Origin of the sequence: Limnobacter sp., assembly GCF_046297615.1 — a bacterium.
In the GTDB taxonomy this organism is placed as follows: Bacteria; Pseudomonadota; Gammaproteobacteria; order Burkholderiales; family Burkholderiaceae_B; genus Limnobacter.
In genome coordinates this window covers 153,668-176,669 of sequence record NZ_JBKBHM010000002.1, presented here as the reverse complement: position 1 = coordinate 176,669, position 23,002 = coordinate 153,668, and the positions used below count along the sequence as shown (strand labels likewise).

20 protein-coding genes and 1 pseudogene are annotated in these 23,002 nt (G+C 56.3%); 19 read left to right on the top strand and 2 right to left on the bottom strand.

Going from position 1 to position 23,002, the window contains the following annotated elements; translation table 11 throughout:
• Window positions 1–8 precede the first annotated feature (8 nt).
• The 3 genes from ligA to ACK4FF_RS04750 are packed head-to-tail and all read left to right on the top strand — an operon-like array spanning window position 9 to window position 3,759.
• The gene (ligA, locus tag ACK4FF_RS04760) at window positions 9–2,090 is read left to right on the top strand and encodes an NAD-dependent DNA ligase LigA (RefSeq protein WP_409705221.1); all 2,082 of its coding nucleotides are present in this window, start codon (window positions 9–11) and stop codon (window positions 2,088–2,090) included.
• A gap of 42 nt (window positions 2,091–2,132) precedes the next feature.
• Window positions 2,133–3,008 (top strand): UTP--glucose-1-phosphate uridylyltransferase GalU, encoded by an 876-nt coding sequence (gene galU / locus ACK4FF_RS04755; RefSeq protein WP_409705218.1) that lies wholly within the window; start codon window positions 2,133–2,135, stop codon window positions 3,006–3,008.
• Between the two features lie 4 nt (window positions 3,009–3,012).
• A complete protein-coding gene (locus ACK4FF_RS04750; protein WP_409705215.1) occupies window positions 3,013–3,759 on the top strand; it encodes an S-methyl-5'-thioinosine phosphorylase in 747 nt (248 codons plus the stop codon).
• 19 nt (window positions 3,760–3,778) lie between these two features.
• Here ACK4FF_RS04750 and ACK4FF_RS04745 read toward each other — a convergent pair whose 3' ends face one another.
• On the bottom strand, window positions 3,779–6,274 hold the full coding sequence (locus tag ACK4FF_RS04745; RefSeq protein ID WP_409706563.1) for a [protein-PII] uridylyltransferase: 2,496 nt from the start codon (window positions 6,272–6,274) through the stop codon (window positions 3,779–3,781).
• A 158-nt stretch (window positions 6,275–6,432) separates the two neighbouring features.
• Window positions 6,433–7,275 (bottom strand): annotated as a pseudogene (gene map / locus ACK4FF_RS04740) (type I methionyl aminopeptidase); the annotation flags it as partial.
• 198 nt (window positions 7,276–7,473) lie between these two features.
• Here map and rpsB point away from each other — a divergent pair.
• The 16 genes from rpsB (at window position 7,474) to ACK4FF_RS04660 (ending at window position 22,972) form a co-directional block, all read left to right on the top strand.
• Window positions 7,474–8,226 (top strand): 30S ribosomal protein S2, encoded by a 753-nt coding sequence (gene rpsB, locus ACK4FF_RS04735; RefSeq protein WP_409705212.1) that lies wholly within the window; start codon window positions 7,474–7,476, stop codon window positions 8,224–8,226.
• Between the two features lie 79 nt (window positions 8,227–8,305).
• Entirely contained in the window at window positions 8,306–9,205 is a 900-nt protein-coding gene (tsf, locus tag ACK4FF_RS04730; protein WP_409705209.1) for a translation elongation factor Ts, read from the top strand.
• Window positions 9,206–9,326: 121 nt separating this feature from the next.
• The gene (pyrH, locus tag ACK4FF_RS04725; RefSeq protein WP_409705206.1) at window positions 9,327–10,037 is read left to right on the top strand and encodes a UMP kinase; all 711 of its coding nucleotides are present in this window, start codon (window positions 9,327–9,329) and stop codon (window positions 10,035–10,037) included.
• A gap of 21 nt (window positions 10,038–10,058) precedes the next feature.
• A complete protein-coding gene (frr, locus tag ACK4FF_RS04720; protein ID WP_409705203.1) occupies window positions 10,059–10,619 on the top strand; it encodes a ribosome recycling factor in 561 nt (186 codons plus the stop codon).
• Between the two features lie 10 nt (window positions 10,620–10,629).
• On the top strand, window positions 10,630–11,418 hold the full coding sequence (gene uppS / locus ACK4FF_RS04715) for a polyprenyl diphosphate synthase (RefSeq protein WP_409705200.1): 789 nt from the start codon (window positions 10,630–10,632) through the stop codon (window positions 11,416–11,418).
• 27 nt (window positions 11,419–11,445) lie between these two features.
• Window positions 11,446–12,291: a phosphatidate cytidylyltransferase gene (locus tag ACK4FF_RS04710; protein WP_409705197.1), complete on the top strand. Its 846-nt coding sequence runs from the start codon at window positions 11,446–11,448 to the stop codon at window positions 12,289–12,291.
• A gap of 4 nt (window positions 12,292–12,295) precedes the next feature.
• Window positions 12,296–13,498, top strand: a complete 1,203-nt coding sequence (gene dxr / locus ACK4FF_RS04705) for a 1-deoxy-D-xylulose-5-phosphate reductoisomerase (RefSeq protein ID WP_409705194.1) — start codon at window positions 12,296–12,298, stop codon at window positions 13,496–13,498.
• A 30-nt stretch (window positions 13,499–13,528) separates the two neighbouring features.
• Entirely contained in the window at window positions 13,529–14,869 is a 1,341-nt protein-coding gene (gene rseP, locus ACK4FF_RS04700) for an RIP metalloprotease RseP (protein ID WP_409705191.1), read from the top strand.
• A 49-nt stretch (window positions 14,870–14,918) separates the two neighbouring features.
• Window positions 14,919–17,225, top strand: a complete 2,307-nt coding sequence (bamA, locus tag ACK4FF_RS04695; RefSeq protein WP_409705187.1) for an outer membrane protein assembly factor BamA — start codon at window positions 14,919–14,921, stop codon at window positions 17,223–17,225.
• Window positions 17,226–17,280: 55 nt separating this feature from the next.
• The gene (locus ACK4FF_RS04690) at window positions 17,281–17,772 is read left to right on the top strand and encodes an OmpH family outer membrane protein (RefSeq protein ID WP_409706560.1); all 492 of its coding nucleotides are present in this window, start codon (window positions 17,281–17,283) and stop codon (window positions 17,770–17,772) included.
• 42 nt (window positions 17,773–17,814) lie between these two features.
• A complete protein-coding gene (gene lpxD / locus ACK4FF_RS04685; protein ID WP_409705184.1) occupies window positions 17,815–18,897 on the top strand; it encodes a UDP-3-O-(3-hydroxymyristoyl)glucosamine N-acyltransferase in 1,083 nt (360 codons plus the stop codon).
• A 20-nt stretch (window positions 18,898–18,917) separates the two neighbouring features.
• Window positions 18,918–19,367, top strand: coding sequence for a 3-hydroxyacyl-ACP dehydratase FabZ (gene fabZ, locus ACK4FF_RS04680; protein ID WP_409705181.1), 450 nt, complete (start codon window positions 18,918–18,920; stop codon window positions 19,365–19,367).
• 68 nt (window positions 19,368–19,435) lie between these two features.
• On the top strand, window positions 19,436–20,227 hold the full coding sequence (lpxA, locus tag ACK4FF_RS04675; RefSeq protein WP_409705178.1) for an acyl-ACP--UDP-N-acetylglucosamine O-acyltransferase: 792 nt from the start codon (window positions 19,436–19,438) through the stop codon (window positions 20,225–20,227).
• A gap of 18 nt (window positions 20,228–20,245) precedes the next feature.
• Window positions 20,246–21,451: a lipid-A-disaccharide synthase gene (gene lpxB / locus ACK4FF_RS04670; RefSeq protein WP_409705175.1), complete on the top strand. Its 1,206-nt coding sequence runs from the start codon at window positions 20,246–20,248 to the stop codon at window positions 21,449–21,451.
• A complete protein-coding gene (locus ACK4FF_RS04665; protein ID WP_409705172.1) occupies window positions 21,438–22,121 on the top strand; it encodes a ribonuclease HII in 684 nt (227 codons plus the stop codon). The genes lpxB and ACK4FF_RS04665 overlap by 14 nt, the downstream gene beginning before the upstream one ends.
• Entirely contained in the window at window positions 22,118–22,972 is an 855-nt protein-coding gene (locus tag ACK4FF_RS04660; protein ID WP_409705169.1) for a TrmH family RNA methyltransferase, read from the top strand. Before ACK4FF_RS04665 ends, ACK4FF_RS04660 begins: the two co-directional genes overlap by 4 nt.
• Window positions 22,973–23,002 lie beyond the last annotated feature (30 nt).

Sequence of the window (23,002 nt, the reverse complement as noted above, 5' to 3'; positions counted from 1 at the left end):
CGTCCACCATGCAAATCGATTTGTTCGGCAGTGGCGAGCCTCAACCCCAAGCCCCCAATGGAGCGGGTGGGGTTGAACTGCAACCTTCTGCGCGTGTTCGGGAACTGGTCGACCAGTTAAACGTGTGGGCCCACGCTTACTACGTGCTCGATGAGCCCACCGTGCCTGATTCCGAGTATGACCGTTGGTACCGGGAACTGTTGACCCTGGAAGCGGCGCACCCTGAACTCGTCTTCCCTGATTCACCAACCCAGCGGGTTGGTGACAAACCCGTTGAGGGTTTTGATCAAGTGGCTCACCGAGCCCCCATGCTGTCGCTGAATAACGCATTCGATGAGGCCGATGTACAAGCCTTCGACCGGCGTGTGCATGAGCTTGCCGAACTGCCGATGGGCACCTCAATCAATTACTCGATTGACCCCAAATTTGATGGGCTTGCCATCAGTTTGCTGTACACCAACGGTCAGTTTACTCAAGCAGTTACACGCGGCGACGGCAGTGTTGGGGAGGATGTCACCGCCAATGTGCGGACCATCCGTAACCTGCCCATGAAGCTGCGCGGTGATTCAGTGCCCGACACGCTTGAGGTGCGCGGTGAAATCCTCATGTACAAAAGCGATTTCGCGGCCATGAATCAAAGGCAGGCGGAGCAGGGCCTCAAAGTGTTCGCCAACCCGCGAAATGCCTCTGCGGGTACTGTGCGGCAATTAGACCCGCGCATTGCTGCCGCACGGCCATTGCGTTTTTTCTGTTACGGGGCCGTGCTCAATCGAGAGCAACAGGCTCGGTTGAAGTCGCATTCAGCCCTGATAGCTTGGCTTAAATCGTTGGGCTTGCCAGTCAGTGATCATGCTGTCACCGTGACTGGCGTGGACGGCCTGCTCGACTACTACCGCAGCATCGGTCAGCAACGCCAATCATTGCCCTTCGAAATCGACGGCGTTGTTTACAAGGTTGATGAGTTCTCCATTCAGGACCAGCTTGGCTTTGTGGCCAAAGCGCCCCGGTTTGCAATTGCGCACAAATTCCCGCCCGATGAGGTACTCAGTCGCCTGATTGGCATCGACATTCAAGTGGGCCGAACAGGGTCCTTAACACCTGTGGCGAAACTGGAACCGGTGAAGGTTGGCGGCGTTGTGGTGTCATCAGCCACCTTGCATAACCTCGACGAAATTCGCCGCAAAGGTTTGCAGATTGGTGACCAGGTACTGGTTCGCCGCGCAGGCGATGTGATTCCCGAAGTACTGCCCTTTAGCGGCAATGTACGCACCACCGAAGTGCCTTTTGACATGCCCCAGCACTGCCCGGTGTGCTCGTCCCCAGTGGTGAAGGAAGAAGGGGAAGCCATACACCGTTGCACGGGCGGGCTGATTTGCCGCGCGCAACTGACCCAATCCTTGATTCATTTTGCCTCCCGCAAAGCCATGGATGTTGAAGGCTTGGGGACCAAACTGATTGAAACATTGGTGGACAAAGGCATGGTGAGTACGCCGGCCGACTTGTACCGTTTAAACGCCGACATGCTGTTGGGCCTGGAGCGTTTGGGCGACAAGTCAGTGTCTAACTTGTTGAGCAGCATTGAAAAATCAAAGCAAACCAGTTTGGGGCGTTTTCTGTTTGCACTGGGCATACGGCATGTTGGTGAATCAACCGCCCGCGACTTGGCGCAGCATTTCGGCGGTATCCAGGCACTCATGGATGCCACGGTAGAGCAATTGCTGGAAGTCAACGACGTGGGCCCTGTGGTGGCGCAGTCCATCTGGGAGTTTTTTCAAGTGTCGGCCAACCGGCAAGTGGTACAACACTTGCTAGAGTTGGGCGTAGCCTGGTCTGAAGAAAAGCCTGTCTTTGAGCTGGATGCCTCACACCCATTTTTCGGGCGTACCTTTGTGCTGACCGGCACCCTCAGCGGGCTGGGTCGCGACGAAGCCAGTCAATTGATTCTCGAGCGCGGAGGCAAAGTATCGGGGTCAGTGTCCAAAAAGACCGACTTCGTCCTGGCCGGTGCTGCCGCAGGCAGCAAGCTGGAGAAAGCGCAAAGCCTCGGCGTGCGTATTCTGGACGAAGACGAATTCAACCAATTGCTGTAAATCAAACCATTTCAATTAACGAAGATACTGGAGCGCATCAACATGGCCAAAGTACGTAAAGCGGTGTTCCCTGTGGCGGGTATGGGCACCCGGTTCCTGCCGGCAACCAAAGCCAGCCCCAAGGAAATGATGCCCGTGGTGGACAAGCCACTGATTCAATACGCGGTGGAAGAAGCCCTTGAAGCGGGCATCACTGAACTGGTGTTCATCACAGGCCGAAGCAAACGCTCAATCGAAGACCATTTCGACAAAGCGTACGAGCTTGAGGCTGAACTGCAAGCACGCGGCAAAAAGGCATTGCTGGAAGTGGTCAAGAACATCGTGCCCAGCCATGTGAACTGCATTTACATTCGCCAAATGGAACCCCTGGGCTTGGGCCACGCGGTGTTGTGCGCCGAACCTGTGGTGGGTCCGGAGCCTTTTGCAGTGCTGCTGGCGGACGACTTGATGGATGTGAACGCAGGTACCGCCTCAGTCACCCACCAAATGGTGAAGATTTTCGAACGTGAACATGCGAGCATTCTGGCAGTACAGGAAGTGCCCCTTGAAGACACCAAGTCCTACGGTATCGTCTCAAGCACACCCTGGAATGCGAAATCCGAGCGGGTCAATGCCATTGTCGAAAAACCCGATCCGAAAGATGCGCCCACAAACCTCGCCGTGGTTGGCCGGTATGTGCTGACATCCCAGATTTTCACGGAGATTCGCAAAACCGGCCGTGGTGCTGGCGGTGAAATTCAATTGACCGACGGCATTGCGTCTTTGTTGCAAGAACAACCTGTGCTGGCATATCGCTTTGACGGACAACGTTTTGATTGCGGTTCCAAGCTGGGCTACCTGAAAGCCACGGTGGAACTGGGCTTGAAACACCCGGAAGTCAGTGCGGAATTTGCCGAGTACCTGAGCAAGCGAGGCTGATGCGATGTATGCAGTCATAGGCGGCAGCGGTTTAAGCCAGTTGCCAGAGTTCGAAATTCTGCGCAGACAGGTCCAACGCACCCCCTATGGCGAGCCATCCGGTGCCTTGTTGATTGGCCGTCTGGCCGGCCAGGAAGTGGTTTTTCTGGCTCGCCATGGATACGGCCACACCTTGGCGCCTCACGAGATCAACTACAGGGCCAATTTATGGGCGCTCAATGAACTGGGCATTGACGGCATCGTGTCTGTTGCCTCGGTCGGTGGCATCCGCGCCGACCTTGGGCCCGGCACCTTGGTCATTCCGGATCAGATCATTGACTACACCCACGGCCGTGCCCTCACTTTCTTTGAAGGCGATGAGGTTGCGGTTCAACACATCGATTTCACCTGGCCTTACGACGATGGTTTGCGCAAGCAACTGATTCAGGCGGCCGACGCGGTGGGCGAATCGGTGGTGCAGGGTGGCTGTTATGCGTGCACCCAAGGCCCGCGCTTGGAAACAGCGGCTGAAGTCAAACGGCTGGCCCGAGACGGATCAGACATCGTCGGCATGACAGGCATGCCCGAAGCGGTGTTGGCGCGCGAACTTGAATTGCCTTACGCCCATCTGGCACTTGTGGTGAACCACGCCGCAGGGACAGGAGACAGCCAGCAAGCCATCTCCCACGCACAGATTGCCAAAACCGTGCAAGACGGTATGGGCAGGGTGATGGCGATTGTGAAGTCGCTGGTTCAACTGGACCAACAGTGAGCTTGGCCCGACTCCTGGTTTAAATCGACAGCAGTTCCAGCAAATCGCTTTCGAGCTGAATCTGCAGCTTTTGCGAGTTAAGGGACTGCCCGTTGACCAGAAACGTGTCTTCAGCCCGCCCGCCCAGGGTCATGATTTTCGCCGTCTGAACGTTCACCTTGTACTTGGCCAGCAATTTGGTGACCGAATACAGCAGGCCGGTGCGGTCTGTGGCTGAAACGCTCAGCAAGTATTGGTTGCCCTTTTCATCGGGCATCAGGCTGACCGCTGGGCGAATGGGGAAATGTTTCGATTGGCGCGAAATTCTGCCTAAAACTGGCTCTTCCAGCGGTGCTCGCGCCAACAGGCGCTCTTGCAACTCAGCTTCAATGATGGAAAACATGTCCCGAAAAAACGGGTCACCGTTGTCGTGCTGAATGAGAAATGAGTCCAAGGCATAGCCGTGGGCTGTGGTGTGAATCTTGGCATCCAGAATGCTCAAGCTTTTCTGGTCAAAATAACCACAAATGCGCGCAAACAGGTCAGCCTCATCCGGCGTGTAAACCAGCACTTCAAGCCCTTCACCCAAGTGCGAGGCACGCACCTTCACCACAGGGTGTTCCGAATTCACACGCCAGTACAGGTGACGCGTGTGCCAGGCAATGTCGCTGGGGCCTTGCCTGAGGAAGTAAGAGACATCCAGTTGTTTCCACAACGGGTCTTGTACATCGTCAGCCAGTGCATACAAGCGAAGCAGCCGCCGCGCCTCGGCCTGTTGGTCCAGCAACATCTGGTTGCGGTTCGGGGTTTCACCGCCCAGCAGCTTCATGGTGTAGCGGTACAGGTCCTCAAGCAGCTTGCCTTTCCACGCATTCCACACCTTGGGGCTGGTGCCGCGGATGTCGGCCACCGTCAGCAGATACAGGGCAGTCAGGCGCCGTGGGGTCTGAACCACCTCGGCAAACTCCTTGAGCACATCAATGTCGGACAGGTCCTTTTTCTGCGCTGTGTTGGACATCGTGAGGTGTTGACGCACCAGAAAAGCCACCAAGTCAGTGCTTTCATCATCCAAACCATGGTCTACACAGAACCGACGTGCATCCACTTCGCCCAGGCTGCTGTGGTCGCCACCGCGGCCCTTGGCGATGTCATGGAAGAGGGCGGCAATGTACAACAGCCAATGGTTGTCAAAGCCCGCCATCAATTGGCTGCAGAAAGGGTATTCATGCGCATGCTCCGGCATGGTGAAGCGCCGAATATTCCGCACCACCTGCATGGTGTGCTGGTCCACGGTGTAGACATGAAACAGATCATGCTGCATTTGGCCAACCACTTTGCGAAACACCGGCAAGTAACGGCCAAGCACACTGGTCTCATTCATGCGCCTGAGTTCATGAACGATGCCTTGTGGTTGCTTGAAAATCTCCAGAAACAGGGCCTTGTTGGCCGGGTTCTCTCGAAACTCGCTGTTAATTCGCACCCGGTCATGCCACAACTGGCGCAACAGGCGCGCACTCATGCCCTTGAGGGCGGGGTTCTGTTGCTTGACCAAAAAACAGCGAAGCATGGCGGATGGGTTTTCACTGAATACCCGATCATGGCGAATATCCAGCAAGCCATCCGCTTCCTGAAACTCATCATCAATGGGGGTAACCTCAGGATTCGCCCCAAAAATCGCAATTTCAATGTTTTGCAGCAAAATGGTGTTCAGCAGGCTCACCGCCTTGGCAGCCAAGTAATAGCGCTGCATCAATTGTTCGCTGGACCGCTTCACCACAGTGGCCGCGTATCCGAGAGACTCCGCCACCTGGGTTTGTACGTCGTAAACCAAACGGTCTTCCCGGCGTTTGGTAACCACGTGAAGTTGATAGCGTATCCGCTTGAGAATACGCTCATTGTTTCGAAGCTTGGCAGCTTCAAAAGGTGTGATCAGGCCTTGAATGGCCATCTCGGCCCAAGTGTTACCCAGTCCAGCGGCTCGGGCCACCCACAAAATCACATGCAAGTCCCGCAAACCACCTGGGCTTTCCTTGCAATTGGGTTCAAGGCTGTATGGCGTTTCTTGATACTTGGCATGGCGCTGGCGCAGCTCCAGTGTCTTTTTTCGAAAGAATGTTTTTACATCAAGCTGCTTTTTAAGTTCAGCTTCTAATGCATTGAATAACTGTAGATTTCCAATTAGAAAGCGCGATTCTACCAACGCAGTCTGAACCGTGATGTCTTTGTGTGCTTCCTCAGCACATTGCGGCAAGGTTCTGACGCTATGCCCGATTTCCAGCCCAATGTCCCAACCTGACCCGCAGAATTCTTCCAGCTTTTCGATGTCTGCCGGTGTAGGCTCCGCATCTAGAAGTACCAGCACATCCACGTCGGAATAGGGAAACAACTCGCCTCGACCATATCCACCCACAGCAACCAAGGCATAGCTCGAGGGCATCTCCAACCCTAGCCACAGTGCTTTCAGCGCAGAATCAACGGCTTGGCTCCTTCTTTTAAGGGCCGCCTCAACATCAGTCAAGCGACTTTCAAAAGTCATGGGGGTCAGCCAGGCTGCGGATTGTACGTTGATGTCCTGCTTGATGCGCAGTCGCAGATCGTTCAGCGTGGCACTCACTGGTCTTCCCTGATTGGTTTTGAATTGTTGTTTAATAGCTCGATTCTAAAGAAAAAGCCCCGAATTCGGGGCTTGGTCAGTCACGCTGCGGCGGTCTTTAGCGCCGGTCGCGCCGGCGAGCCTTCTGACAAGGTCAGCACCTCAAAGCCGTCTTCGGTCACCAGCACAGTGTGCTCCCACTGGGCTGACAGGCTGTGGTCCTTGGTCACAATGGTCCAACCATCCGGCATTTCCTTGATTTCACGACGCCCCGCGTTCAACATGGGCTCAATGGTGAAAATCATGCCGGCCTCTAGGCGAACACCCGTCCCTGGTCGGCCGTAATGCAACACCTGGGGCTCTTCATGGAACTTGGTGCCAATGCCATGCCCGCAAAACTCGCGGACCACGGAATAACCAAAACCTTCGGCAAACTGCTGAATGGCGTGCCCAACATCGCCCAGTGTGGCGCCGGGGCGAACCTGTTCAATACCCAGCCACATGGCTTCATAAGTGATCTGGCACAAACGGCGCGCCGCCACCGAACCCTCGCCGACAATAAACATACGGCTGGTGTCCCCGTGGTAACCATCTTTGATGACTGTGATGTCGATGTTGATGATGTCGCCGTTTTTGAGCTTTTTGGGCCCCGGCACCCCATGGCAAATCTGGTGATTCACCGATGTACAAATGGACTTGGGGTAGGGCGTGTAGCCGGGCGGGCAATAATTCAAGGGGGCGGGTACGGTGCCCTGCACGTTGACCATGTAATCATGGCAAAGCCTGTCCAACTCCTCGGTGGTCACCCCAGCCTGCACATGGGGGCCAATAAAATCGAGTACTTCAGAGGCCAGTCGGCCCGCAACGCGCATCTTGGCGACGTCATCGGCGGTTTTGATCACAATAGTCATACAGCGCTTGCAATTCCTTCTTGAGCTTTCATCACTTTCCTGAGTATAATCTCGGGCTGTCCGCGTTGAAAGCCTTTTTTACCCCGCCAGCTTGGCATGCCGAGCACGAACAAAGGGGGCCAAGAAGGTTGCAGCCGGGCAAATCGGCGACCTGTGCGACAGGGTGCTTCATCCAATCCCGGGTGTGGCCCAGCGCAGGTTGTGAACAAACCCTGTCTACCGGAGATAACCATGGCAGTTTCTATGCGCGAAATGCTGGAAGCGGGTGTGCACTTTGGCCACCAAACACGCTTCTGGAACCCCAAGATGGCCCCCTTCATTTACGGCCATCGCAACAAGATTCACATTATCAACCTGGAAAAAACCGTCACCATGCTGGATGACGCGCTGAAATTCGTTCAGCGTCTGTCCGCCAACCGCGGCAACATCCTGTTTGTGTGCACCAAGCGCCAGGCCAAAGAAATCATCGCTGAAGAAGCGAAGCGTTGTGGCATGCCTTACGTTGACCAGCGCTGGTTGGGCGGCATGCTGACCAACTTCAAGACGGTCAAGACATCGATCAAGCGCCTGAAGGACATGGAAGCCGTGATCGCCGATGGCGGTCTGGAGCGCATGTCCAAAAAAGAAGCCCTGATGTTCGAACGTGAACTGGAAAAGCTGAACCAGTCCATCGGCGGCATCAAAGACATGCCCACATTGCCCGACGCAATTTTCGTGTGTGACGTTGGTTTCCACAAAATTGCCATCACCGAAGCCGACAAGCTGGGTATCCCAGTGGTAGGTATCGTTGACACCAACCACTCACCCGCTGGCGTAAGCTACGTGGTGCCTGGTAACGACGACTCCGCCCGCGCCATCCGCCTGTACGCCCGCTCCGTGGCTGATGCAGTGCTGGCCGGCCGCGACCAGGCTGTGTCTGAGGTGGTTGAATCCATCAAGGCCGGTGAAGAATTCGTTGAAGTGCCCGCGTCCAGCGAAGCCTAAACGACCGCCACACTTGGCCAGGGGCGAGCATTCGCCCCTTTTTTTTGTCAAAAATTGAACACCGAATCAGGAGAACGCAATGGCTGAAATCACAGCAGCAATGGTGAAAGTACTGCGCGAAAAGACCGACGCGCCCATGATGGAATGCAAGAAAGCCCTCACCGAAGCCGATGGGGACATGGAAAAAGCGGAAGAAATCCTGCGCGTCAAGCTGGGCACCAAAGCCAGCAAAGCCGCCGCACGTGTGACTGCCGAAGGCCTGGTGGCCGTGTACATCGAGGCGTCTGGCAAACTGGGCTCCATCGTTGAAGTGAACTGCGAAACCGACTTTGTGGGCAAAAACGAAGACTTCATCGCTTTGGTGAACAACGTGGCCCGTCTGGTTGCTGAACACAACCCTGCCGATGTTGAAGCCCTGAGCGCTTTGCCCCTGGGCGAAGGCACCGTAGACAGCGTGCGCGCTGCCCTGGTTGGCAAAATCGGTGAAAACATGGCCATTCGTCGCTTCAAGCGCGTTGCTGCCGAAGGCCGTCTGGCGTCCTACATCCACGGCGGCAAAATCGGCGTTCTGGTGGATGCCACCAGCAATGACGACACCGTTGGCAAAGACGTGGCCATGCACATCGCAGCCACCAAACCCAAGGCACTGCATGAAAGCGGTGTTCCCCAGGAAGACATCGACCGTGAACGCTCTGTCGCCAAGGCCAAAGCCATCGAATCCGGCAAGCCTGCAGAAATCGCCGAGAAAATGGTTGAAGGTTCTGTGAAGAAGTTCCTGAAGGAAGTGGCCTTGCTGTCACAGCCTTTCGTGAAAGACCCTGACCACACCGTTGAAGCCATGCTCAAAGCCAAGGCCAGCACCGTGCACAGCTTCCAGCTGTTCATCGTGGGTGAAGGCATTGAGAAGAAAGTCAACGACTTCGCAGCCGAAGTGGCCGCTCAAGCTGCCGCCGCCGCTGCCGCCGCATCGGGCAACTGATTCGCCGCACCAGAGCACAAGGGGTGTACTCGCTTGCGAGTACCCCCTTTTTCTTTGCCGGTTTTATTCGTGGTGCTTTTTACGTTATAGAATTCTGACAATGATCCGAAAAGGTGCATGAATGGCTGCATACAAGCGTGTTTTGTTGAAATTGTCAGGTGAAGCCCTGATGGGCGACGATGCCTACGGCATCAACCGGGAAACCATTGAACGAATGGTGGCCGAAGTGGCGGAAGTGTCCCGCATGGGCATTGAATTGGCGGTCGTCATCGGCGGCGGCAATATTTTCAGGGGCATCGCTCCAGGTGCCGCGGGCATGGACCGCGCCACCGCTGACTACATGGGCATGATGGCCACCGTAATGAACGCGCTGGCGCTGCAGGATGCCTTCCGTCGGGCCGGTGTTGTCGCCCGGGTTCAATCCGCACTGAACATCGAACAAGTGGTTGAACCTTACATCCGCCCCAAAGCCATTCGCTATCTGGAAGAGGGCAAAGTGGTGATCTTCGCCGCTGGAACCGGCAACCCATTCTTCACCACGGACACGGCAGCGGCCTTGCGCGGCTCTGAAATCGGTGCACAGGTGGTGCTCAAGGCCACCAAAGTGGACGGCATCTACACCGCAGACCCGAAAAAAGACCCCAGCGCCACTCGCTACGAACAAATCAGCTTCAATGAAGCCATTTCAAAGAACCTGGAAGTCATGGATGCCACAGCGTTCGCCCTGTGTCGCGACCAAAAACTGCCGATCCGGGTGTTTTCCATCAATAAGCCAGGGGCCCTCTATCGCGCTGTTACAGGCGAGAACGAAGGTACACTGGTCCACATGTGATTGATTGAACAGAGATAAATCATGAGTGTTGCAACAATTCGAAAAACCACCGAAGACAAGATGCGCAAGTCCATCGACACCCTGAAAACCGACCTCCAAAAGGTTCGGACAGGGCGGGCACACACTGGCATCCTCGACCATGTTCATGTGGATTATTACGGCTCTCCCGTGCCCATTTCCCAAGTGGCCAACATTCAGTTGGCGGACGCCCGCACCATCACCGTGCAGCCTTGGGAGAAAAACATGGTCAATCCGGTTGAGAAAGCCATCCGTGAATCAGACCTTGGCCTGAACCCCGCCACCATGGGTGAAATCATTCGAGTCCCCATGCCTGCATTGACTGAAGAACGCCGCAAGGAGCTCACCAAGTTCATCAAAGGCGAAGGCGAGCAGAGCAAAGTGGCCATCCGCAACCTGCGTCGTGATGCCAACGAAACCTTGAAACGCTTGGTGAAGGACAAAGAGATTTCTGAAGATGACGAGCGCCGCGCGCAAGACGACATTCAGAAACTGACCGACAAATTTGTGGCTGAAGTCGATCAAGTGTTGCAGGCCAAAGAAGCTGAAATCATGACGGTGTAAACCGAACTCCATGGCCCTTTTCAAAAGCTCAACACAGGAAGTGCCCACCACGGGCGCTATTCCCAAGCACATTGCCATTGTGATGGATGGCAATGGACGTTGGGCCAAAAGCCGGTTGCTGCCCAGGGTGGCTGGCCACAAAAAGGGCGTGGACGCGCTTCGACGCACCGTGCAAGCCTGCGCCGAGGTGGGGGTGGAGTACCTCACCGTGTTTGCATTTTCCTCGGAGAACTGGCGTCGCCCGGCCGAGGAAGTATCCCTGTTGATGAAACTGTTTATCCGGGTGTTGCGGAAAGACTTGGAATCGATGCACAGCGAGGGTATTCGCCTTCGTATCGTCGGTGACTTGTCCGCTTTCGAGCCGGAGTTGCGCGCCGCCATTGACTATGCCCAGGAATTGACGCGAAACAACACCCGGTTCAACTTGAATGTTGCGGCCAATTACGGTGGCCGTTGGGACATTCTGCAGGCAACCCGGCAAATGCTGATACAGAACCCTGAGTTGGCCCAACACCCCGAGCAGATTACCGAAGCCAACCTGCAACCCCACTTGTGCCTGAGTGACTGCCCGGAACCTGACCTGTTCGTTCGCACTGGAGGCGAGCAGCGGGTGTCCAATTTTCTGATTTGGCAACTGGCTTACACCGAGTTTTACTTTACTGACCGCTATTGGCCCGATTTCGGCAAACCCTTGCTGATGGAAGCGATTGCGTCCTATAACCAGAGAGAACGTCGGTTCGGCCGCACCTCCGAGCAGCTTGGCCTGTCAGCGCAAGCCGACCGGGCCTCGGCCAACTGAACGTACTCCACCTCTAGAGACATACCCATGTTGAAAACCCGTGTCATTACGGCAGTGGTTTTGCTGGCAGTACTTGTTGGAATCCTTCTGTCGGGCCATGATCTGGCTTGGGAATTGTTCGTTGCGGCAGTCATGGCGGCAGCCTTGTGGGAATGGGCGCGGCTTGGACGCTTGCAACAGGCGCCCAGCTTGGCGTATGCGCTGCTCACCACTGCGTTGATTGCTGGACTGATTGCCGCAGGGCAGGGTGGCTTGCTAAGTTTTCCCATCATGGCCTTGTCGGGCGTGTTCTGGGTGGTCATGGCACCTTTGTGCCTGCGACAAGTGTCGATCGACCTTATTCGCCCAACTGCGCTTTACCTGCCTTTGGGTTTGCTGTTGGTGGGTGCAGCCTGCCTGGCTCTGCTGCTGGCCAAGGCGCAGGGCGTGGTGTTCTTGCTGAGCGTGTTGGCCATCTGCTTTGCTGCTGATGTGTTTGCCTATTTTTTCGGCAAAACGCTGGGTCGTCGAAAACTGGCCCCACGGGTTTCACCCGGCAAAAGCTGGGAAGGCGCCATAGGCGGGGCCTTCAGTGTGGTGGTTCTTAGTTGGGCGCTGGTGCCCGCGTCACAGCATTGGCCGATTCTTCATGAAACCTGGCAGATGCGGACCATGGCCCATTGGCATCCTATAGTGTTCACACTCTGGCTTGTGGTGTTGAGCGCGTTCAGCGTGGTGGGCGATCTGTTCGAATCATTGCTTAAAAGGGCCTCTGGAATGAAGGACAGCAGCAATTTGCTGCCCGGCCATGGCGGCGTGTTGGACCGAATTGATGCGCAATTGCCGGTAATGCCGCTGGCGATGCTGCTGGCTGGTCAAAGTTTGGTGGTTTAAGGCCGTGACTGTTCAATCGCTGTTGATTTTGGGTTCGACGGGCACCATCGGCGTCAACACGCTGGATGTGGTGGCCAGGCATCCTGACCGCTTCAAGGTGTATGGCTTGGTCGCAGGCCGAAATATTGATCGGCTCTATGAGCAGGCCGAGGCCCACACACCTGAAGTATTGGTCATTGCCGATGATGATGCGTATACCCGCTGGTTGGCCGATGAACGCAGCGCCAAGCTTGCAAAGGCCTTGGGTTACACCCCAACAGTGTTGGGCCAAGCGGACCTCGAGCAACTGTGTGCCTCGCCTGAAGTGGACACTGTGGTGGCGGCCATTGTTGGCGCGGCGGGCCTTCGCCCCACGCTGAAGGCGGTTCAGGCAGGCAAGCGTGTGTTGCTGGCCAACAAGGAATCCTTGGTGCTTGCAGGCCGCTTCATGATTGAGGCGGGTCGGCTCTCTGGGGCTCAACTGCTGCCCGTGGATTCCGAACACAACGCGATCTACCAATGCTTGCCCAGCGACTACAGCGCCGCACGTGCCCAAACCTTTGGTATTGAACGCTTGGTGCTGACTGCCAGTGGTGGCCCATTTCGCACCAAACCATTGAGTGAATTGGGCGTGGTCACCCCGGCACAGGCCGTGGCACACCCGAATTGGGTGATGGGGCCCAAAATCTCCGTGGACAGCGCAACCATGGCCAACAAGGGCCTGGAACTGATTGAAGCACTCTGGTTGTTCGGCTTGGACCACACTCGGTTGTCGGTGCTGATTCACCCGCAATCAATTGTGCATTCGCTGGTTGAATACAAGGATGGCAGCATGCTGGCGCAGCTCAGTTGCCCAGACATGCGCACCCCCATCGCCCATGTGCTCGGGCTGCCCGACCGCATAGCCTCAGGCTCACCTCGCCTAAACCTGGCTCAAATCGCCCGGCTGGATTTCGAGGAACCCGACCTCAACCGATTCCCGATGCTGGGCTTGGCCATGGACAGCCTCCGAAAAGCCGATACATTGGGGCCTGTGTTCAACGCGGCCAATGAAGTGGCTGTGGACCTGTTCTTGAACCGTGGATTGAAGTACCCCGACATCGTGCGCATGGTGGGGCATTGTCTGGAACGATTTGCCGGGGAAACCCTCCAAACACTGGACGAGGCATTTGATCTGGACCAGCGGGTGAGGGCGCATGCCCAAGCCTGGGGTGCCAGTCATGCCTGATCGTCGTGTTTCGCGTGTGAAGGCCTTGCGATGTTGAATTCTGTGTTGTCTTTCTTGGTGGCCCTGGGCATCTTGGTGTTCATCCACGAGTACGGTCACTATGCCGTGGCCCGGTTCTTCGGCGTCCGGGTCATTCGGTTTTCCATCGGTTTTGGTCGGCCCATTCTGCGTTGGACCAGCGCAAAGACCGGTGTTGAATGGGTGGTCTCGTGGATTCCCCTCGGCGGCTACGTGCGTATGCTGGACGAAAACGACCCCGACAGCCTACAAGGCACAGAAGGTGATTTGTCCGGCGCTTTCAACCACAAGCCAGTACTTCACCGCATGGCCATCGTCGTGGCCGGGCCTTTGGCCAATCTCTTGCTGGCCGCGTTGCTTTACTCGGTGCTGTCACTGAATCAAACCTCCGTGGTCTCAACCCGGGTGGCGGCTCCAGAATCGTCCACCCCGGCTGCCATGGCTGGCTTGCAAGGCGGTGATGTCATTCGGCAAGTCAATGGAACACCGGTTCAAGGTTGGGGCGACATTGAATGGTCGGTAATGAAGGCCAAACTGTTTGGTCGCGACCTGAAACTTGACATTGAACGCTCTGGAACACCGGCACATGCGCTGGTCAGCCATCAAGCCTTGGACCCGATTGAATTCGGCCCACAACTCGGGCGCCAAGCGGGCTTTGCCCCCCATGAAACCCGGGTGCTTGTTCGGAATGTGTCGGAAAGCTCGGCCGCGCAGCGGGCCGGGTTGGCCAGCGGGGATGTGTTGCTGGCGCTGGACGGCATCGCAATCAACACCGCTGCACAGGTGACGCGCTACATCCAGTCCAAGCCCGGTCAGCCAGTTGTGCTGGACATTGAGCGGGCCGGTTTACCCTTGCAGATCAAGGCCATACCCGAGGAAGTCAACAACAAGGACGGCTTGGCAACAGGGCGCCTTGGCATGGCACTTGGGGCACAGACTGAAATCATCTCCAAGAGCGTCAGCGTGACCGGCGCGCTTCACGAAGGCGTTGGGCGCATGGTGGAAGTCTCCGTGTTTTCTTTGATGGCCTTGGTGAAAATGGTCACCGGGGGGCTGTCTTGGACCCACTTGAGCGGCCCCGTGAGCATCGCAGCAGCGGCGGGTGAGTCATCCAGTCTCGGTATTCTTCCGTTCATTGCTTTTCTGGCCATGGTTTCTGTTAGCCTTGGCGTGTTGAATCTTTTGCCCGTGCCGCTCTTGGATGGGGGGCACTTGATGTATCATTTTGCCGAGCTTGTGCGTGGGAAGCCGGTCAGCGAGCGAGTGCAACTGGTGGGCCAGAAAATTGGGCTTTCCCTGGTCGCCGGGCTGACCTTTTTGGCGCTATTTAACGATTTACAAAGACTGCTGTAAGGCGGTCAAGAACAGTTCCGACACGGCTGTGTCGGGAGGAACGATCTGAATGACCATTCGAAGTGCATTATTTCCGGCGCGTCTCGTGGTGCCCGTGGTGGCCCTGTGTGCGCTGTCTGCGCCGACTGCCTACGCCCAGGTGAACCAGTTTGTCGTCAAGGACATTCAGGTTGAAGGCTTGCGACGTACTGAAGCCGGGACAGTGTTCAGCTACCTCCCAATCAGGGTTGGCGATACCTTCTCGGATGAAAAGGCACTCGAATCCATTCGCGCCCTGTTCGCCACTGGCTTTTTTGACGACGTCAAGATTTCCTCCAAAGGGGATGTCTTGGTGGTGACCGTGGTTGAGCGGCCTGCGATTGCGTCCGTGGCGTTCAACGGCACCAAAGAATTCGACCAAAACACACTGAAAGACGCGCTGAAGTCAGTCGGTATCGGTGAATCCAAAATTTTTGACCGTGCGCTGCTCGACAAGGCCGAGCAGGAGCTGAAGCGGCAATACCTGTCGCGTAGCCGTTATGGCGCGCAGGTGCAGACCAAAGTTGAAGAGCTGCCGCGCAACCGGGTTGGAATCACGTTCAACGTGGATGAAGGTGATGTTGCGTCCATCAAGCAGATCAAAATCATCGGCGCTCGGGATTTCAAAGAACAGGAATTGCTGCAGGAATTTGAGCTGGGTACAAAAACCTGGTTGTCCTGGTACACAAAGAACGACCAGTACTCCCGCCAAAAGCTCAGCGGCGACCTGGAAAAACTGCGCAGCTTCTACCTGAACCGCGGTTACGCGGACTTCAACATTGAAAGCACCCAGGTTCAGATCGATCCCAACAAACAGGACATGTATGTCACTGTGGTGATCAAGGAAGGGCAGAAGTACACCTTCGGGGACATTGAGCTCAGTGGCGACCTGATTGGCCGAGACAAAGAACTGAAAGGGCTCTTGCAGGTCAAGAAGGGGCAGACCTTCAACGGCGAGCAGCTTAACGAAAGCACAAAGGCCATTCAAGACCGCTTGGGCAACTATGGCTATGCGTTCGCCAACGCCAACGTCATTCCAGAAATGGACCGTGAAACCCGGGTGGTGAACATCAATATCGCCGTGGATACGGGCAAACGGGTGTATGTACGCCGCATGAACGTGGGCGGCAACACCCGAACCAAGGACGAAGTGGTGCGGCGCGAGTTCCGCCAGTTTGAGTCCTCTTGGTACGACTCGCGCAAAATCCAGTTGTCCAAAGAACGTGTGGACCGCTTGGGTTATTTTTCCAACGTGAACATCGAAACCGTTCCCGTGGCCGGTACGTCCGACCAGGTGGACGTGAACATGCAGGTTGAGGAAAAACCCACCGGGAACATCTTGCTGGGTGCGGGCATTTCCAGCACCGACGCCTTGGTGCTGTCCGCCGCAATTCAGCAGCAAAACCTGTTTGGTACGGGCAAGACTGTCGGGCTTGAGCTGAACACATCGCGCATCAACCGCACGATTTCGTTCTCGCAAACCGACCCATACTTCACGATCGACGGCATTTCCCGCAGTTTCGAGTTGTACAACCGCCGCACTGACCCCAGTGTGCTGAACCTGGGTGATTACAAAATCGAAACCACCGGTGCCGGCATGCGTTTCGGTTACCCGATCAGTGAATTCGAACGCATCTCGTTCGGCGCGGGTTATGAAGCCACGGCACTGGACGTGGGCCCATTGAGCCCGGCCCGGTTCCGCCAATATGTAGCTGACTTTGGCGACAGCGCAGACGCTTATCTGCTGAATGCAGGCTATGTGTTTGACAGCCGTGACTCCGCCATTGCCCCCACACGTGGGCGTGTGCGCCGTCTGTCTGGCGAATACGCAACGCCCTTGGGCGACCAGCAGTTCCTGAAAGCCACCTACCAAGAGCAGCTGTACCTGCCCATTGCGAAGAAATACACCTTGGCTTTGAACGGTGAAGTCACCGCCGGTTTCGGCTTGGGCAGCTCCAAATACCCGATCTTCCGCAACGTATATGCGGGCGGTATTGGTACCGTGCGTGGTTTCCGGTCTTCTTCGCTGGGTCCCCGCGACACCGACCGTGTACCCACCGGCGGTTCCAAGCGTGTGGTCGGTAACGCCGAATTCTATTTCCCGGTCCCTGGCATGAACAAAGACCGCACCTTCCGCGCATTCAGCTTCCTGGATGCCGGTAACGTGTTCCAGGCCAGTGAAAAAGTGGATCTGGGCCAGTTGCGCTATTCAACAGGTCTGGGTGTGTCGTGGCTGTCTCCGGTCGGCCCCTTGAAGTTCAGCTTGGGCTTTGCGCTGAACAGAGAACCGACCGATGACCTGCAACGCGTGCAGTTCACGATTGGTACCGGTTTCTAATGACAAATAACAGAACTGAGTTGGAGAAAGTGTGTTGAATACGGCAAAACGTTTGATGGCCACAGCGCTGGTCGCCATGGCTGTGGTTGTTCCTACAATTTCTGAAGCCCAAGCGGGCAAGATTGGCTTTGTCAGTACAGAGCGTATCCTTCGTGATTCCAAGTTTGCTGTGGAATCCCAAAAACGCCTCGAACGCGACTTTTCCAAGCGCCAGAAAGAGCTTGAAGACCTGGCTGGCCGTGTGAAAGCGGAAGCCACCAAATTGGACAAAGACGCCATCACACTGTCTGAAAACGACAAGGTGAAACGTCAGCGTGACCTGGCCGAATTGGACCGAGATTTCCAGCGCAAGCGCCGCGAGTTTGAAGAAGATCTGGCCCAACGCAAGAATCAAGTGGTGGGCGAGTTGATTGAGCGCGCAAACCGCATCATCCGCCAAATTGCGGAGAAAGAAGGTTACGACATCATTTTCCAGGAAGCCGTGTACGCGAACAAGCGCATCGACATCACCGATCAGGTGCTGGGTCAGCTTGACGGCGGCAAGTAAGGCATACACTGGTTGATCAACGTGATTCAGGTGGGCTGACACTTGCAATTTATCCAGACATCACTGGGCAGTTTGATCAACGAGTTTGGTGGCGAGGTTCGGTCATTCGAGGAATCGCCACTGCCCACCCCGCCCGAGGCTTTGTTGCTCAATGGCATACAGACTCTCGAGCGCGGGGGCGCCAACCATCTTGGCTTTTTGGCCAACCCCAAATACCGCGAACAGTTGCTGAACACGCAGGTTGGCGTGGTGTTGGTGCGCGCCGATCAGTTCGATGCGCTGGCTGCCTTCCTGCAGGCCAATCGCCAAACCCCTAGCCCTTTGGCCTGGCTGGTTCCCGACCCTTATCTGGCCTACGCACGAATCCAGCAATGGTGGGTGAAAGTGAGCCAAGTGTTACCGGCACCTGGCATTCACCCCAGCGCAGTGATTGGGGCTGGCGCACAGTTGGCCCCCACTGCCTATGTCGGCCCCAACGTGGTGGTTGGCGCAGGGTGTGTGATCGGTGAACACGTGCGACTGGAGGCGGGTGTCGTGTTGGGTGCCCAGGTGCACATCGGTGAGGAAACACGCGTGTACCCGAATGTGAGCATTTACGACGAATGCCAGATTGGCGCGCGGTGCATCGTGCATTCAGGTGCGGTGATCGGTGCTGACGGATTTGGATTTGCTCCAGAGAAAGGTCACTGGGTGAAAATTCCCCAAGTGGGCCGCGTCATCATCGCCGATGAAGTGGAAATCGGCGCCAATACCACCATTGACCGTGGCGCGCTGGACGACACTGTGATTGGCCATGGCGTCAAGCTGGACAACCAGATCATGATTGCCCACAACGTGCAGGTGGGTGAACGCACGGCCATGGCGGGGTGTGTGGGCGTCGCTGGAAGCACACGGATTGGTGCACGCTGTACCATCGGCGGTGCCGCAATGATTCTTGGGCATCTGAACATTCCGGATGGCACGCACATTTCAGCGGCCACCACCATCATGAGCAGTATCAAAGAACCCGGGGCATACACCGGAATCTTCCCCATGGAAGAGCACAAAAACTGGGAACGCACTGCAGTATCCCTGAAGCAGTTGGTGAAGTTGCGTGGTGATGTGCGCGATCTTCAGAAGAAATAACCATTGACCCCTCAGAAGCTATGACAACCCCTGTACTGGACATCAAGGCCATCCTTGAGCAATTGCCACACCGTTACCCTTTTGTGTTGGTTGACCGTGTTGTAGAACTTGAACCGAAAAAGCGGATTCTGGCCCAGAAGAATGTGAGCTACAACGAGCCGTTCTTCCCCGGCCATTTTCCCATCCACCCGGTCATGCCCGGTGTGTTGATCATTGAAGCGCTGGCCCAGGCTGCTGGCCTGCTGTCCTTCAACTCGATGGACGACAAGCCTTCCGACAACTCGGTGTTCTACTTCGTGGGAATCGACAACTGCCGCTTCAAACGGCCTGTGGTGCCCGGTGACATCCTGATGCTGGATGTCGAAGTGCGCAAAGTGTCGCGCGGTATCTGGATGTATGTGGCCAAAGCCCTGGTCGATGGCAAGGTGGTGGCTGAGGCGGACTTGATGTGCACCGCCCGCGAAGTCTGAACGCGCAAAAACCAGATTGACAGCAAAGGGGCAACCCAAGGCCCCGATAACGAACAGGAGATTCGAGCATGGCCCGCATACACCCCTCTGCAATCATTGACCCTAAGGCTCAATTGCATGAAACCGTCGAGGTGGGTCCATTCTCGGTCATTGGCCCCAATGTCACCATCGGTGCGCGCACCCGAATTGGTCCGCACATGGTCATTGATGGTCACACCACCATTGGCGAAGACAATGTGTTTCACGGCAGCGCCACCATTGGTGGTGCTCCACAAGACAAAAAATACAAAGACGAGCCAACCCGCCTGATCATCGGCAACCGCAACACGGTTCGGGAGTACTGCACCTTCAACACGGGCACAGTACAGGACAGGGGATATACCCAGCTTGGCGACGACAACTGGATCATGGCGTACGTGCACATTGCCCACGATTGCGTGGTCGGCAACAACACCATCATCGCCAACAGTGTTCAGTTGGCAGGGCATGTGATCATCGGCAATTGGGTGATTTTGGGCGGCCTCAGTGGCATTCACCAGTTCATCCGGGTTGGCGACCATGCCATGACCGCCTTCCAAACCAAACTGACACAGGATGTGCCTCCCTTTGTGATGGCCGCTGGCTATCCCGCAGGCCCGGCTGGCATCAACAGCGAAGGCTTGAAGCGCAGGGGGTTTTCAGCGGATGCCATTCTGAACATCAAACGTGCGTACAAGGCCATTTATCGTCAGGGTTTAAGCATTGACGAAGCCAAGGTTGCATTGGATGCCCAATGCCACGAAGCCCCAGCCGATGCTCAACCCCACATTCAAGCCCTGCGCACCTTCCTGGACGAAGCAACCCGCGGCATTATTCGCTGATTGCGGTTGTACGCCCCCATGAGCGGACTATTACACACACCTTCGGCATTGCATTCAGCACACCCTGCCGACTTGGCCATCGCGGTTGGAGAGGCCTCGGGAGACTGGATTGGCGCGCTGGCCCTTGAAGGCTTGAAGGCCAGCCATCCTCATCTCAGTGTGGAAGGCATCGCTGGCCCCAAACTGCGTGCCCAAGGCGTGAAAGCCCTGCACCACAGTGAAGAGTTGTCGGTGCGTGGATATGTTGAGGTGCTGCGCCATCTGCCACGGCTGCTGCGCATGCGCAAAGGCCTGATGAACCGATGGGCAAACAGCGCCAAACCTGGGGTATTGATTGGTGTGGACGCACCCGATTTCAACCTGAAACTCGAGGCGGTTGTGCGTGCAGCAGGGGTTCCCACCGTGCACTTGGTGTGCCCCTCAATTTGGGCCTGGCGACGCGAACGTATTCACACCCTGAAAGCCGCCTGCAGCCATATTCTGTGCATTTTTCCATTTGAAGTGCCCTTGCTGCAGGAGGCAGGCATACCAGCCACGTACATGGGCCACCCCATGGCGCCGATCGTGCCGCTCAATGTCGATGTAAACGCGTTCAGGGCTTCCTTGGGCCTGTCGCCCAACGAGGAAATTCTCGCTGTGCTGCCCGGTAGCCGGGGGTCAGAAGTTCAGCACTTGGGGCCGGCATTCGTTCAAGCAGCGAGGCTTTTGAAACAATCCAAACCCGGTTTAAGGTTTTTGACCCCTTTGCCACCCGGGGGCCTGATGCAGCGTTTCAAGGCCATGCTGCCCCCTGACTTGGTCGACCACTGGACGGTTCTTGAGGGGCGCTCCCATGAATGTCTGGGGGCTTCCAATGCGGTGTTGCTGGCCAGTGGTACAGCCACACTGGAGGCCATGATGTTTAAAAAGCCCATGGTGATTGCTTACAAGATGCCTTGGCTGAGTTATCAGTGGATGAAAGGCAAAGGCTATTTGCCCTGGGTCGGTTTGCCCAATATTTTGATGCGTGAGTTCGCGGTGCCTGAGCTGATTCAGCAGGCAGCCACACCCCAAGCCCTGGCTGAAGCCACCTTGTTCCAGTTGGATGATGATGCCAATCGCCAGCGGCTTGAGTCTTCGTTTCTGGATCAGCATCAGGCCCTGTTGCGCCCATCAGGTGACATTGCAGCCGAAGTCATTCTGAATACCCTGAATCAGGGGCGAGTAGGCCATGGCCAAGCCTGAACGAAAAACGGCGCGATTGAAGACCGACTGGACTTGGGATGAGGTTCGAAGCTTGGCCCAAGAAAGAGGTTTAACCCTCATCGGTGTGGATGAAGCAGGGAGGGGCCCATTGTGCGGGCCCGTTGCAGCCGGTGCTGTGGCGCTGTTGGCTGAGCCTTGGCCAGAGGGCCTGGCCTGTTCGAAAACGCTGAAACCCCAGCAACGCGAGCGGCTGTACGAACAGATCACTCAAGACGAACACGCCTGGGCTGTCGCTGAAAGTTCTGTGGAAGAGATTGATCGCCTGAACATTTTGCAGGCCAGCCTCTTGGCCATGCACAAGGCTGTGGATACGCTGATGGCCAAACTTGGGCTACAGAAGGAATCCGTACTAGTTGCAGTGGATGGCAATCGCTTACCGGCCTGGCCCTATCCAAGTGTCGCCGTGGTTAAAGGAGATGCGAAGATCCCCGCTGTTTCAGCAGCCTCAATTGTGGCCAAAGTTCACCGTGACCGCTGGTGTAAGGCCCAAGCCACCCTTTACCCCCAGTATGGCATCGAGGTGCACATGGGCTACCCAACACCTCTGCATTTGGAAATGCTGGCCCGCCACGGCGCGAGCCCCATTCACCGGCGCAGTTTTGGCCCGGTGCGGCAGGCGCTGGCCACCCAACAAGGAGACCTTTGGTGACACACGGGTTGAATTACCGGCGGATTGAATCGCTGCAGAACGAGTTCCTGAAAAATCTGGGCAAAGTGCTGGGTTCAGTGTCCAGCATGAAGTCTCAAGGTGTTGCAGCCGCAGAAGGCCTACACCTGGCTGAGGCGGTTCTCATGCACCGGCCCAGCTCGGTGGATTTGGTGATTTTGCCCGATGACATTCCCAAGCACCCCGAGTGGCCAAGATTGCTGGCCTTGCTGAACCAAGAGGGTTTGGCACGAGGCAAGCAAGGGCAACACGAATTGAATGTCATCACCGTGCCCGATCATGTCTACCGAAAATTCAGTCGGCTTGAACAGTCGCCCGGCCCCTTGCTGGTGGTGAAGTGGCGCGACTCCCAGGCAGCTTTGGACCTCACCCAAGATGTCGTTGTGCTGGACGGCATTCAGGACCCGGGCAACCTGGGCACCATACTTCGCACTTGTGCAGCGGCTGGTGTGCAACAGGTGGCCTGCACTGACGATTGTGCCTGGGCCTGGGGTGACAAAGCACTGCGTGCTGGCATGGGGGCCCAATGGGCATTGAACCTGCTGGATGCACAGGCCGTTGAGCAGGCATTGGATGACACACCCAAGGGCAGCCGCCCCGAGGTGCGAGTCACCAGCCTTCAAGCACCCAGCGTTGACCTGTACACCAGTGCACTGAAAAGACCGGGCATTTGGGTGTTTGGTCATGAAGGGCAGGGCGTACGGCCCGCGTGGCTGAACAGGGCGAACCTGAGGGTGAATATTCCCCAAAACAGCCACATCGAAAGCTTGAATGTGGCAGGCAGCGTTGCAATCTGTCTGTTTGAACAAATGCGACAGCGCCGATACACTTGAACGACGAGGGGAATGCGCAGAACGCTCCCC